General features: G+C 64.2%; 12 protein-coding genes. 9 read left to right on the top strand and 3 right to left on the bottom strand.

The genetic code is table 11. The features are described from left to right. Positions 1-103: 103 nt before the first annotated feature. Positions 104-1,513 (bottom strand): DUF2252 domain-containing protein, encoded by a 1,410-nt coding sequence (locus GGD40_RS32330; protein ID WP_179746365.1) that lies wholly within the window; start codon positions 1,511-1,513, stop codon positions 104-106. A 453-nt stretch (positions 1,514-1,966) separates the two neighbouring features. On the opposite strand from GGD40_RS32330, the gene motA reads away from it, so the two are divergent. The 9 genes from motA (at position 1,967) to GGD40_RS32285 (ending at position 11,775) form a co-directional block, all read left to right on the top strand. After that, on the top strand, positions 1,967-2,836 hold the full coding sequence (gene motA, locus GGD40_RS32325; protein ID WP_179710074.1) for a flagellar motor stator protein MotA: 870 nt from the start codon (positions 1,967-1,969) through the stop codon (positions 2,834-2,836). Between the two features lie 14 nt (positions 2,837-2,850). Next, positions 2,851-3,840 (top strand): flagellar motor protein MotB, encoded by a 990-nt coding sequence (motB, locus tag GGD40_RS32320; RefSeq protein WP_179713888.1) that lies wholly within the window; start codon positions 2,851-2,853, stop codon positions 3,838-3,840. Positions 3,841-3,933: 93 nt separating this feature from the next. Continuing rightward, positions 3,934-4,617 (top strand): Pr6Pr family membrane protein, encoded by a 684-nt coding sequence (locus GGD40_RS32315; RefSeq protein ID WP_179746364.1) that lies wholly within the window; start codon positions 3,934-3,936, stop codon positions 4,615-4,617. Positions 4,618-4,795: 178 nt separating this feature from the next. After that, on the top strand, positions 4,796-5,071 hold the full coding sequence (locus tag GGD40_RS32310; RefSeq protein ID WP_179710078.1) for a CsbD family protein: 276 nt from the start codon (positions 4,796-4,798) through the stop codon (positions 5,069-5,071). A gap of 323 nt (positions 5,072-5,394) precedes the next feature. Next, positions 5,395-6,156, top strand: coding sequence for a 2Fe-2S iron-sulfur cluster-binding protein (locus GGD40_RS32305; RefSeq protein ID WP_179746363.1), 762 nt, complete (start codon positions 5,395-5,397; stop codon positions 6,154-6,156). Between the two features lie 13 nt (positions 6,157-6,169). Further along, positions 6,170-7,171: an FAD binding domain-containing protein gene (locus GGD40_RS32300; RefSeq protein WP_179746362.1), complete on the top strand. Its 1,002-nt coding sequence runs from the start codon at positions 6,170-6,172 to the stop codon at positions 7,169-7,171. After that, positions 7,168-9,390 (top strand): xanthine dehydrogenase family protein molybdopterin-binding subunit, encoded by a 2,223-nt coding sequence (locus tag GGD40_RS32295; RefSeq protein ID WP_179746361.1) that lies wholly within the window; start codon positions 7,168-7,170, stop codon positions 9,388-9,390. The genes GGD40_RS32300 and GGD40_RS32295 overlap by 4 nt, the downstream gene beginning before the upstream one ends. 210 nt (positions 9,391-9,600) lie before the next feature. Then, positions 9,601-10,188: a nucleotidyltransferase family protein gene (locus tag GGD40_RS32290; RefSeq protein WP_179746360.1), complete on the top strand. Its 588-nt coding sequence runs from the start codon at positions 9,601-9,603 to the stop codon at positions 10,186-10,188. Positions 10,189-10,248: 60 nt separating this feature from the next. Beyond that, on the top strand, positions 10,249-11,775 hold the full coding sequence (locus tag GGD40_RS32285; protein ID WP_179746359.1) for a UdgX family uracil-DNA binding protein: 1,527 nt from the start codon (positions 10,249-10,251) through the stop codon (positions 11,773-11,775). A 51-nt stretch (positions 11,776-11,826) separates the two neighbouring features. Here the strand turns inward: GGD40_RS32285 and GGD40_RS32280 are convergent, their stop codons facing one another. Then, positions 11,827-13,128 carry a type II toxin-antitoxin system HipA family toxin gene (locus GGD40_RS32280; protein ID WP_179710088.1) on the bottom strand — a complete coding sequence of 434 codons (1,302 nt, stop codon included), beginning with the start codon at positions 13,126-13,128 and terminating at the stop codon, positions 11,827-11,829. Continuing rightward, the gene (locus tag GGD40_RS32275) at positions 13,125-13,502 is read right to left on the bottom strand and encodes a helix-turn-helix domain-containing protein (protein ID WP_179710091.1); all 378 of its coding nucleotides are present in this window, start codon (positions 13,500-13,502) and stop codon (positions 13,125-13,127) included. The genes GGD40_RS32280 and GGD40_RS32275 overlap by 4 nt, the downstream gene beginning before the upstream one ends. Positions 13,503-13,843 lie beyond the last annotated feature (341 nt).

Here is a 13,843-nt window from a genome sequence, read left to right as displayed (position 1 = left end):
GCAAGCTGCGTGAAGCGCGGCTCGTCGAGTCGAGTCGAGTCGAGTCGAGTCGAGGCAAGTCGAGTCGAATCGAACCGCGCCGCAAGCCCCATCCACCCCAGCGTTACACGCGGAAATCCGCCGCCATATCCTCATCCGTACGCGCTTCAAGTTCACCGCTTCGGCAGGCCTTCAGAAACACGTCGTAATCGCGCTCCACCTGGTCCGCGTAAGCCGTTGCGTAGCCGGTCAACGCCTCCGCGAACTGATCGCCGCGGCCGATATACGCGCCGATTTCGATCGCCTGGCCACTCGCCTTCGCATGCGCGCGCGCCATGATCCAGCCGCACAGTCGCGCGTAACCCTCCAGCAGATCCGTGTCGAACAGTTCGATATTCGCCGACAGCTTCATGTCGCGCAGTTGGCGGAAGTAGAAATGCCGCCCCGACGGGCCGGTCGCCCAACCGAGAAAAATATCGCTGGCCGCCTGCAACATGCGCTGACCGCCAACCACCCGCTGTCCTTCATGCTTATACGGCGGCGACTTATGAAACTGCGCGATCACCGACTTGCGCGCTTCCTTGATCTGAATGAACAGCGGCTTGCCCATATGATCGACGTTCAACAGCACGAGGCAGCGCGTGCCCACGCTGCCCACGCCCACGACTTTGAACACGAGATCCTGCACGGTGAAATGACCGAGCAATTCACGCCGGTCGTGCGATAAGGTTTTCAGGTACTCGTCACACATCGGCTCGATCAGCGTGCGCCAATTGCCGATGCTGAACCAGTCGTCCTCCGGCGAGAACAGCGTGTTCGCGCCGTGCACGTGAAACATGCCCGGCGGCGCATCGCGAATCGTCCAGGCTTCGCCGTCGAACTCGGCCATTTTCTCCAGCAGGCTTTCATGCGTACGGCTCGCTGCCTTTTCCATGCCGCGCCGCACCGCGCGGCGGCGCTCCGGCGTGAGCGCCGTCTCGGCCATCAGGTCGAACGTAATGCGGTCGTACCAGAGTTCGAGCGCTCCGCATTGTGCGTATTGCGCCATGCGATCGCGATAGGTCGACACCGCCGTCATCACCAGATGCTCCGCCGTGCCACGGCTCAGGCGCATATGACGCGCGGCGACCACGAGGCTCGCCGTGAGGCGTTTCAGATCCCATTCGAATGGACCGATCGCCACTTCGTCGAAGTCGTTCAGATCGAAGACCAGTTGCCGCTCGGGCGTGGCGAACCCACCGAAGTTCATCAGATGGCCGTCGCCGCAGATTGTCATGGTGAGGCCGCTGTCATGCACCTTGCTCAGATCGTGCGCCTGCAGGATCGCGGTGCCGCGGAAAAACGTGAAGGGTGAGACGGCCATGCGCCCATAGCGCAGCGGCACGAGGTTGTCGACCCGGCCCTCGCTGCTTTGCCTGAGCAACGCGACCGGATCGCGGTGCAATTCGCCGATCGCTTTATGGCTCGAGCGCTTCGAGTGCTCGCGGGCGGCACGGCCACGGGCCTCCCGTTCGGCAATGGTGCTGGCTTTCATGCTCTTCTCCGTTTGTGTGAGTCTTCACGATCGGTTCTAGAGACGACTTGTGCGGGCACGATAAAGCGGAACGTCCGGCGCATGAGCGTGGCGGCTGGAACAGCCGTGGCCACGAGCCGGTAGCCATGCTAGCAGACCGATCGGTAAAAAGGTGGCGCCATTCATTTCGCATGACGCGGCCGCTCACTCGGGATTTCCCCCTACGCCGCCGAAGAAGTTGCGGCTGCAACGATCACCCGGTTGACGGACAAAATTACCGGAAGCGTCATCACAAAGTAACTATCCGGTGAATTTTGCGTTTTTCATGGGTGCAAGCACTTCAGCAAAAAAGATTCGCGCCGTTTACCAGTACATACAAACTTTTAACGACGCACGAGAAAAGTCCCTTAAAAGAGGGCCTGTTCTCGATCGATCGTGTTCGATCACGCGTCAGGCAAGATAATCGGAGAGAGTATGTTTGTCGCAATCGGCTGGGTGCTGGTGATCGGTTCTGTGATCGGTAGTTTTGTCGGCGTGGGCGGCCACGTGCTGGCGCTCCTACAGCCGTTCGAATTGCTGTGTATTTTCGGCGCGGCGATCGGCGCGTTTGTCGTGAGCAATCCGACTTCCACGCTGAAGAAAACCCTCAAGGCGATCCCGTCATGCTTCAAGACGGGCGGCTACACCAAAGAGAAATATCTTGAACTGATCGCGCTGCTGTACGAGTTGCTTCAGAAGGCCCGCAAGGAAGGCATGATGTCGCTCGAAGTCGACGTCGGCGCACCTGAGGAAAGCGTACTGTTCCAGAAATACCCGCACGTGCTCGAAGATCATCACTTGCTCGACTTCATCGTCGACTATCTGCGCATGATGTCCGGCGGCAACGTGAACGTGCTCGAAGTGCAGGACCTGATGGATGAGGAACTCGCTACGCACCACGCGGAAGCCTCGGTCGCGGCCAACGCGATTCAGAAAATGGCCGACGGCCTGCCCGCGTTCGGCATTGTCGCGGCCGTGATGGGCGTGGTTCACACCATGGGCTCGGTCGGCGCACCGCCCGCCGTGCTTGGCGAGATGATCGCCGGCGCGCTGGTCGGCACGTTCCTCGGCATTCTGCTCGCGTATGGTTTTATCGGCCCGGTTGCCGATCTGCTCAATGCCAAGGGCCGCGCCGAAGCCAAGCCTTATCAGTGCGTGAAGGCCGTGCTGCTCGCGTCGCTGTCCGGCTACGCGCCGCCGATCGCGGTCGAGTTCGGCCGCAAGGTATTGTTCACCGCCGATCGCCCGAGCTTCCAGGAGCTCGACGACGCCGTGCGCGCCACCAAAATGCCGAAGTCGGCCTGACGCGGAGCGGCATGATGAGCGAAAGACCGTCGCGCGCGTCGCAACAGGTGGAAACGCCGGCCCCCGTGATCGTGCGCCGCTTGCGCAAGGGCGGCGATCACGCCGCGCATCACGGCGGCGCGTGGAAGATCGCGTACGCCGATTTCGTCACGGCAATGATGGCGTTCTTTCTGTTGATGTGGCTGCTCGGCTCGACGTCGAAGTACGACAAGCAGGGTATCGAAGATTATTTCAACACGCCGCTGTCGAGCCTGCTCGGCGGCAGCCAGGGCACCGCCGCCGCGCGACCGAGCGTGGTGCAGGGCGGCGGCCGCGATATCTCCGACACGCGGCCCGGCGACGGCAAGAAGAGCCAGACCCAACCGACGCCGCCGACCACCGCCGCCCCGACCGTGGCGCCCGCGGATGCGGCCCGCCTCGAACAACTGAAGGCGAAGCTCACCACGCTGATCGAACAGAGCCCGGCCTTGAAGGCGTTCAAGGATCAGATCCGCATTTCGATCACCAACGAAGGCCTGCGCATCGAGATCGTCGACTCGCAAAACCGGCCGATGTTCGCCTCCGGCAGTTCGAAGCTGCAACCGTATGCGGTGACGATTCTCACGCAGATCGGCGCCGCGCTCAACGACGTCGACAACCGTATTTCGATTGCCGGCCATACGGATGCGGTGCCGTACACCGCGGGCCCGGACGGCTATTCGAACTGGGAGTTGTCGTCGGAGCGCGCCAACGCCGCGCGCCGCGCGCTGGTGGAGGGCGGCATGCACGGCGAAAAGCTGTTGCAGGTGCGCGGGCTGGCCGACGTCTTGCCGCTGAACAGCAAGGTCGTCGACGAGCCGACCAACCGGCGCATCAGTATCCTCGTGCTGAACAAGGCGGCGGAACTGGCCTTTTTCCACGATGGCGGCCGCACCGCGATCGACGAAGCCACACCGGCAAGCTCGGTCATTCCAGCGGTGGTGGAACGTCTGCAGCCGGTGACCGGAACGCATGGCACGCCGTGAATTTTTCCGGCGCTGTTGGACCTGCGCAACCTGAAGGCATGCGATCGATAGCGCACACTGCGCAGCCCCGGTGGCGCGTATAAAATCGATCGCATGCGCCCTGCCCCTCATCAGCAACGGGAGCCCGATCTTCCGCTGCATACGCCTAGTGTTTCGTCGGTGACGTTAGCGGCGATTATCGCCGTCATCGCGTGGCTCGCGATCGTCGCGCAAGCCGAGGTGACACTCAACCGCACGCTGTCGCGCGGGCTGACCGTGCTCGACGGGCTGGCCCGCATGAGCAGCTACCTGACCAATCTGACGGTGCTGGCGTGCGCGATCTGTTTCACCTGCGTGGCGCTGCGGGGACTCAGGTCGCCGCTACCGCGTTTTTTCCGGCAACCCACAGTCGTGACCGCGGTGGTCGGCTACATGGTGTTTGTCGGCATCGCCTATAACCTGCTGTTGCGCGGCTGGTGGACGCCGACCGCGTTCAGGATGCTGCTCAACGAATCGCTGCACAGCATTTTGCCGATGCTGTCCGCGCTCTACTGGGTCCTGTTCGTACCGCGCTTCCAGCTGAAACTCCGCCACGGTCTGCTGTGGCTCGTGTATCCGCTGGCCTATCTCGCCGTGACCTTCTGGCGCGGCGGTCTGTCCGACTACTACCCCTATCCGTTCATCAACGTCGGCCGGCTTGGCGTCGCGCATGCGGCGCTCAATTCCGCGCTGCTGTTCGGCGGATTCCTGATGCTGATGGCCGTGTTCGTCGGCATCAATTCGCGTCGCAGACGTTGATACCGTCACGCGCTTCAGCCCTTTTCAGCCCCTGTTGCGTGGTGTTCCCGGGCGCGCTTCTTGCGCCCTGTCGGGTGGACGTACGCCGCCTCGCCGGGCGGTTGCGCGAAACCCTGGTGTGGCGGCGTTGCGATGACAGACGCGCCACGCGTAAATATGACAATGGGAGCAAAAACGTATGGACACCAATTCAGCGGAAGGCGCAGTCAACGAAGTCGCGGGCAAGGTGCAAAGCGCGGTCGGCGACGTGTTGGGCGACACCGGCACACAGATGGCCGGCAAAGCGCGCGAGCTCAGCGGCAAGGCGCAACAGCTTTGCGCGAGCACAACGAGTCTCGTGCGTGAAACCACGGCCGAAAGTCCGTTCACGGCGATTGCGGTGGTGGCATTGGCCGGGTTCGTCGCTGGCGCGCTGTGGGCGCATGGCGCGTCGGGGCGCGATTATCGTCGGTAATTGATTGATCGTCACCGATGACGATCGGGCGAACGGCGGCGGGCAACCAGACGCCGCCGATTCAAATCTGAATACACAAAACTGTAGTGCGCGAACCGGCAGGCATCGCGAACGGGCGCGCGCCGGCTCGGCGTTCCACGCACGGCATCGGCACACGCCACCGCCGGCCGGCGAGATTCGCTTTGCTGTCTCCCCTTTTTTCTAATACCGTTGTACTCACAACGGCATCCAAATTGCTGCGTGAAATCCGTTGGATCGCGACGCTTCGGAATTCGACGCTTCGCCAGCCTGCATTGACCTTTCAATGGAGTCGACAGAACGTCATGCCCACGCATACCGATCGTCCGGATTCGAGCGACGCACCCGCCGCCACACCCAATCAACCTTCACGCCGCCGCTTTCTGCAAACCGCCGCCGCTGCCGCGACAGTCGGCGCCGCGCCGCATCTGCACGCGCAAACTCAAACGCCAGTCGCGCCGCCTGCGCCGGTCCGGCAAACCGTGCCGCCGCGTCCGGTTACATTGACCGTCAACGGCCGCCCTTACACGCTGCAACTCGAACCGCGCGTTACGCTGCTCGACGCGCTGCGCGAATACGCCGGGCTGATGGGCACGAAGAAAGGCTGCGACCGCGGTCAATGCGGTGCCTGCACGGTGCTCGCCGACGGCCGCCGCATCAACGCGTGTTTGACGCTCGCGGTCATGCATGAAGGCGAACAGATCACGACCGTTGAAGGACTCGCCAGCAACGGCGTCTTGAGTCCAATGCAACGCGCGTTCATCGAACACGACGCGTTTCAGTGCGGCTACTGTACGCCCGGGCAGTTGTGTTCCGCGACTGCCCTACTGAACGAATTCCGCAGCGGTACGGCCAGCACCGTCACCGCCGACGTGCGCGACCGCCCCGCGCAACTGTCCGACGCTGAAATCCGCGAGCGCATGAGCGGCAATATCTGCCGCTGCGGTGCCTACGCGAACATCGTCGCCGCGGTACGCGCGGTGCACGACGGTAGCGGCCAGACCGGCAACGCGGCCGTCGGCCCGTTGCAGGGCCAGCCGCAAGACAGCGCCCAGCGCAACGCGTAACGGAGCGACCAGCATGGATGCGATCTCTTACGAACGCGCCGGCGATGTCGCCGGCGCCGTGCGCGCGGCGCAGCAGCCGGGCGCGGTGTTTATCGGCGGCGGCACCAATCTGCTCGATCTGATGAAGGGCGGCGTGGCGCGGCCGCTGCGGCTGATCGATATCACCCATATCGGCGGACTCGATACGGTCACCACGCAGCCCGACGGCGGCATTCGCATCGGCGCGCTGGTGCGCAATAGCGACGCGGCCAATCACGCGCTGGTGCGCGAGCACTATCCGTTGCTTTCGCAAGCATTGCTGGCGGGCGCGTCGTCGCAACTGCGCAATATGGCGACCGTCGGCGGCAATCTGCTGCAGCGTACCCGCTGCGGTTACTTTTACGACACCGCCTTCACGCAGTGCAACAAGCGCATGCCGGGCAGCGGCTGCGCGGCGCTCGACGGCCTGAACCGCACACACGCGATTCTCGGTACGAGCGCGCAGTGCATCGCCGTGAATCCGTCGGACATGAGCGTGGCGCTCGCGGCGCTCGACGCGGTGGTTCGCGTCAGCGGTCCCGCCGGCGAACGCGTGATTCCGTTCGCCGAGTTTCATCGATTACCTGGCGATCGCCCCGATGTCGATACGACCCTGCAGCCCGGTGAATTGATCACCGCTGTCGATCTGCCGCCGCCGCTCTTCAGCAGCCACGCGCATTATCTGAAAGTGCGTGACCGCGCCAGTTACGCATTCGCGCTGATCTCGGTGGCGGCCGCTTTGCAGATGGACGGCGATCGGGTGAGCACCGTGCGTATCGCGTTGGGCGGCGTCGCGCACAAACCGTGGCGCGCGAGTGCGGCCGAACAGATGCTCAACGGTCAGACGCTCACGCAGGACACGCTGCGCAACGCGGCCGCCGCCGCATTACGCGACGCGCGTCCGCAGCGCGACAATCGCTTCAAGGTGCAGCTCGCGCAGCGCGCGATCGTGCGTGCCGTGAACCAGGCCGCCGGCCGCGCGGGAGGTGTCGTATGAATCTGATCGGACAACCGGTCGACCGGATCGACGGTCTGCTCAAAGTCACCGGCGAAGCGCGCTACGCCGCCGAATTCCCCGAAGCGCGTCTCGCGCATGCGGTGCTCGTGACCAGCACGATTGCGCGCGGCACGATTGCGTCGATCGACGCGAGTCGCGCGCAGGCGCTGCCCGGTGTGCTGCTGGTGATGACGTATCAGAACGCGCCGCGTCTGCCGAACGGCGGCAAACCGGCGCTCGCGCCGCCGGCCGGCCGGCGTCTGTCGCTGCTGCAGGACAACGAGGTTCACTACAACAACGAGCCGGTCGCGGTGGTGGTCGCCGACACGCTCGAACATGCCACCGACGCCGCGCACCAGTTGCGCATCACCTACCAGGCCAGCGCGGCGACCGTGGACTTCACGCAGGCGAAACCGAACGCGCACGCGCCGGATCGGCCGCAAGGCAGGCAAACGGATACTCAGCGCGGCAGTTTCGACGACGGCATGCGCAACGGCGCCGTGCATGTGGATGCGACCTACACCACGCCGATCGAGCATCACAACCCGATGGAACCGCACGCCACCCTGGCGCGCTGGGACGGCCCGCAGCTCACGCTGTACGACGCGACGCAGGGCGTCAGCAGCGCGGCGCAGGCGATCGCCAAAACGTTCGGCATGTCGCCCGCCGACGTGCGCGTGATTTCGCCATTCGTCGGCGGCGGCTTTGGTTGCAAGGGCTCGTCGTGGTCGCATGTGTCGTTGTGCGCAATGGCCGCGCGGCAGACCGGCCGGCCGGTGCGGCTCGCGCTCGAACGGCCGCAAATGTTCGGCCCGGTCGGCGCGCGGCCGCACACGGAACAGCGCTTCATTCTGGCCGCGCGCCACGACGGCACGCTGACCGCCATGCGTCACGACAGCACGTCGAATACGTCGGTGATCGAAGACTGGACCGAGACCTGCTGCATGGTCACGCGCATGCTGTACGCAGTGCCCAACCAGGTGACCACGCACCGCATCGTGCCGCTCAACCTCGGCACGCCGACCTTCATGCGCGCGCCGGGCGAGACCACCGGTTCGTTCGCGCTCGAATCGGCCATGGACGAACTCGCGGTCGCCCTGCAGATGGACCCGCTCGCTTTGCGCCTGAAGAATTACGCCGACGCCGATCCGCAGGAAAACAAACCCTGGTCGGGAAAGTCGTTGCGCGAGTGCTATCAGATCGGCGCGCAAAAATTCGGCTGGTCGCGGCGCACCGCCACACCGCGTTCCATGCGCGACGGCAACACGCTGATCGGCTTCGGCATGGCGACCGCGACGTATCCGGCCAACCGCAGCGAAGCCGCGGCTATCGCGCGGATTCTGCCGGACGGCACCGCGATGGTCGCCTCGGGCACGCAGGATCTCGGCACCGGCACTTACACCGTGATGACCCAGGTCGCCGCCGATGCACTCGGCTTCGCGCCGGAAAACATCCACTTCGCGCTCGGCGATTCTTCGCTGCCGCGCGCGCCGGTGTCGGGCGGTTCACAATCGGCGGCAAGCGTGTCGCCGGCCGTGCGCGACGCGGCCAATCAGGCCCGCAGCCAGTTGATCACGCTGGCGCTCGCCGACGAGGCTTCGCCCGTGTACGGCATCGCGCTCGAAGACATCACGGTGATCGACGGCTGGGTGACGAGCCGTTCGCAGCCGGGAAAACGCGATCCGGCGGCGGCGATCATCGCGCGTTCGGGCGGCAAGCCGATCGAGGCAACCGCGACCGTCAAACCCGGCGAAGAAAAGCAGAAGTACTCGTTCCACTCGTTCGGCGCGGTGTTCGTCGAGGTGCATGTCGACGCCGAGCTAGGCACGATTCGCGTGCCGCGCGTCGTGGCCGCTTACGACGTGGGCCGTGTGCTGAACCTGAAGACGGCGCGCAGTCAGTTGATGGGCGGCATCGTCTGGGGAATCGGCGCGGCGCTGCAGGAGGAAACCCTGCTCGATACGCGCTATGGGCGCTTCACCAACGCGAACCTCGCCGAGTATCACGTGCCGGTGAACGCGGATATCGGTTCGCTCGACATTACGTTTATCGACCGGCCCGATCCGTATATCAACTCGCTCGGCGTGCGCGGCATCGGCGAGATCGGTATTACCGGCGTGCCGGCCGCGATCGCGAATGCGGTGTATCACGCGACGGGGGTACGGGTGCGCGATTTGCCGGTCACGCTCGATAAGGTGATGGGGGTGATGCAGGTTTGAGGGAGCCACGCTTGTTGGACGAACGCGTTTCGTCGTGAGGCTGTGAAAGTGTGACGTCGTGACCTCGTAACCTCGTGACCTTGCGAAGCGGCGAACCTCGACGATAGCGGCGTGAATTTAGACAGCAAGCGCCAGGCGTATGCATTGGCGCTTGCCTGTGCCTGGGTTGCATCGCACAATCGGTCTCATTCTTTCCACCGGTGCCCGCCCATGGCCTACGCCTCACTCGCCACTGGCGTGCTGCTCGCCGCCGGCTTCGGCTCTCGCTTCGATCCCGAGGGCCTCCACAACAAACTTTTAGCGCGCATGCCCGACGGCACGCCGGTCGCGCATGAAGCCGCGCATCGGTTGCTGCGGGTGGTGACGCGGGTGCTCGCGGTGGTGCGGCCGGGCTCGGACGCGCTCGCGCGACTGCTGAACGACGCCGGTTGCGACGTGGTGTTCGCCGCCGACGCCGAGCGCGGCATGGGCGCGAGCCTCGCCGCCGGCATCGAAGCCAGCGACGACGCCGAAGGCTGGATCGTCGCGCTGGCGGATATGCCGCGCATCGCCACCGCCACGATCGAAGCCGTCGCTCACGCGCTCGATGGCGGGGCTTCGCTGGTCGCGCCGTTTTACCAGGGACAGCGGGGGCATCCGGTGGGTTTCGGGATCGAACATCGCGACGCGTTGCTGATGCTCGACGGCGATACCGGCGCGCGCGCTTTGTTGATGTCGCAACGAGTGACGCGGCTGGATGTCGACGATCCGGGTATTTTGCGGGACGTGGATACGCCGGAGGATCTGCTCAAGGTCTAGTGGCTTGATCTTCGTGGTGGTTTGGGCGGATACTGTATATCCATACAGCATTTTACCCGCATGAAGCGTATTCCCATCGAACCGTCTTTTGCCGCATGGCGCCGCGCGGCGCGCGCCCTGCTGCGACAGGAGATCGAGCCGGCGCAGGTCGAGTGGGTCGAGTTGGCGAGCGACGCGCTAGAAGGCGCTCGCTCAGACGCGGGGCAAGATACGTCGAGCCCGGCGGTGACAAGCACCAGCGGCACGACAGACACGACAGACATCTCCGCTACCGCAGTCACCGGCAGCTCACCCACTCCGAACAACACCGCCCCACCCGCCATCCCACGCGAATTGCTCGCGCGGCTAAAAGCGGCAGCCTGCTATCGCGCCCCCGACCGCTGGGCGCTTCTCTACCGCGTCCTCTGGCGCTGGACCCATGGCGAGCGCCAGGTGATCGCCCTCGACGACCCCGACGGCGCCCAACTCGCGCAACGCATCCAGTCGGTCGACCACGAATCCGAAGACCTGGTGACCCTCACGCTGTTCCGGCGTCGCGATCCGTCGATGGGACTGCCGGAGTTCGTCGGCTGGTACGAGCCGCATCACGATCTGCTGGAGCGTGCCGCCGCCTACTTCGGCAAGCGCATGGGCGACTCCACCTGGATGCTGGCCACGCCGCAGGGCGCGGCGTTCTGGAACGGCATGCTGCTGCGGATCGGCCGCCCGGCCACCGAGGAAAGTGCACAAACCGCTCACGCCTTACCCGCCGGCGCTATGGCCGGCGAGGCCATCACCAGCGAACCGACCGAGGCGCTGTGGCTCGCGTATTACGCCAGCGCCTTCAACGCCGAACCGGCGCCCGTGCCGCTGCGTTACTGGCGCACACCGGCCGCCGGTCCGCCGCTGCCCGCCCGCCTCGCGCGGGAACGCAGCCGTCTCGGCGCGCAGAGCGCCGCCGTCACCGTGCCGGAGAGGGCGCCCATCGAATATTCCGCGGTGACGCCGCCATTGCGCGAGCCGACCGGCCCGCTCGCCACCTGCCGGCGCTGCGCGTTATGGCGCAACGCGAAACAGGCGGTCGCGGGCGCCGGGCCGGCTCGGGCGACGCTCATGGTGGTCGGCGAACAGCCCGGCGAGTACGAGAACCAGCACGGCGAACCCTTCGGCGGACCGGCTGGTCAGTTGCTGGATACCGTGCTCGCGCGCGCCGGTCTCGAGCGGTCGGCGCTGTATCTGACCTATGCGATCAAGCATTACAAGTGGGAGACGCTCGACCAGCAGCGCATTCATCGCACGCCTGCGCCGCGCGAGGTCGAGGCTTGTCAATACTGGCTGGAGCAGGAGCTGACGCACATCGCGCCGCGTGTGGTCGTGACGCTCGGCGCGACCGCGCTGAAAGCGCTGACCGGCGCGCACGTCAATCTGTCGGAATACCTCGGGCAGACCATTGCGCGAGATGGGCGCCTGATCGTGCCGACGTGGCATCCGTCGTACGCATTGAGAACGGCCGATGCCCATTTGCGCGAGGATATCGTCGCGACCATCGTGAGCGCGTTCAGGCGCGCGGCGGAGTTGGCCGCTGAAGGAACGTCGTGTTGCCGTTAGACACACTGGCCGCCCGCTCATCGATACCGCAGGATGTGCAGGTCTTCTGACTCACAGCAGTGCCAGCGCCATCTTCGTCTGCTCATTCTCAAATGCCGGCTGGAAGGCGTCGAGGTCCTCGTCGGTCATACCGACCGGCGCCGACTTCGCGACGCGTTTCCAATCGCTCACTGCGCGACAGACTTCGCCGAGCACGCGCTTGGCCTCGCCCGTTTCGAGCCTGAAATAACCGGCCTCGTTCACCACGGCTTCGATCGAATCGACCGGACCATAGTCTTCATTCAGCCACAGCTTCAGCTCAGAATCCTTGTCGGGAAACGGATTGATGTCGAATGCCGGTGCGAGACGCCACTGGCCATGCTCCACGTGCAGAAAACCGTGATTCTGCACATGGTCGTCGACGTTGGTGATAAGCAGGTTGAAGACCAGCCGCCGCCACAATTCTTCAAGATCCCGCTTCGGGTCAACGCACCGCGCGACGATGCAATCAGCGATCCCGGTATAGGCGTGTTCCTCTTGCCGGGAGGCCTGCAGCATGGAGCCCGCTGAGAGATACGGAATCCGGCCTCCGTCCGCGACGCGGTCAAATCGGCGCACAAGTGCCACCGGAATGTCGTCCGACATGACAATGCGCGATTGCGCGACCGTGATACCGGCAGCCGCAGCCAGATGGAGAGCCAGCACTTCCCCCCGCGTGACACTGCGGTCGTCTTTGATGCTCGGAAACTTGCCGATGGCCAGTTGGCCATCTTCGTCGAAAATCGTGCACTTCGGCCGCATGCCACCGAGTGAGGTCCCGCGACCGCGCAGATATTTCAGGTCCGCCGCGGTTTCCCTGTTCATCTCCACCGCGCGTGTCGCGCCGATCAGATGAGCCAATTCGAGTAGGGGTGGCGTGCCGCGACCTCCGTCTTCGATGGTGCGAAGAGTGTTGCCCGCGTCGTCCATGAGTCGCAACGCGCCGATGCGACTCATGTCGTCGACGCCCAGCAGATAGTCCATCTCGGTCAGTCCGGCACGCGGGACATCAGCGCCCTTCTCTTGTGCCGACTTGCGACGCCTCGCGTGATCTCGCGCGATGACCCGGCACCCCCATCCATCAGGCTCGGTATCCGCAAACGCGAAATGGAAAATCGAGTCATCGCGGGACGGGGGCTTGCGAAACTGATTGCCTTCCACTAACAGCAAGTCTGGGGAAATCTCAAACCGGTCGGCCGATTTCAGCCAGTCCTCGCGATAGGCAAAAGTTGAGCTTTCGCGTGCGCCGTCCTTGTTGAAACTCAGGCTGCCAACCGGAATCTCCGCCCGGCCGAGTACCACCTTGACGCTTTGCTGCGATACGGGCCGCTTCATAGCGCCCCCGATTCGGGCGTGACACGCTTTTTGCGGACGCGCTGAGGTAGTTGCTGGTTCATCAGCGTGAGTCCAATATCGTCTTCAGTCGTATCGAGCAGCGCGCTGAGTTGGTCCAGTTCGCCCAGCACCAGAAGCGCCTGACCGATGATCCCGATCGGCACACGCTGGTCGCCGTGCTCCATGCGACGCAGCGTCGCTACCGAGGTCTGCATGCGTTCGGCCAGTGACACTTGAGTCAGCCGGCGGCGGCGGCGCGCCAGCGCAAGGTCGGCACCCAGCTTCTTCAGCGCCCGGACAACAGGTGCAGGAAGTGGGTCTCGCGATTCTTTAGCGCTCACATGTGAGCGCTTATCTGGCTTTAGGGTACTCATGTGAGCGCTTAAGCATTTCTCTGATAGGAAATTCGATTGTATACGAGCGCACCTCCTTCATCATCAAGAAAAAATACGTTAAGCGCTCACATGTGAGCGTTTAAGCTGTTTAACCGCTCACATGTGAGCGCTTAATTTCCAGTTTCGGTCTAACTCGCCCACCCGGGAAGACTATCGCCGAACCGGCTCGCCGTCACCACAAGCAAAGGTGAGTAAATTCAGGAGGGGATGATCACTTCAAGGTGAGCCTCTACGGGAAGCCCCACCCGCTCATCCCACCTAGGCACACCGCTTGCACATCCCACAACGGCCACGCAAATCTCGCCGTTTCCGCCTAAGCT

It is taken from the genome of Paraburkholderia bryophila (assembly GCF_013409255.1).
Taxonomy (GTDB): Bacteria; Pseudomonadota; Gammaproteobacteria; order Burkholderiales; family Burkholderiaceae; genus Paraburkholderia.
The sequence above is the reverse complement of the archived record's forward strand: the minus strand, read 5'-3'. Positions and strand labels throughout refer to the sequence as shown.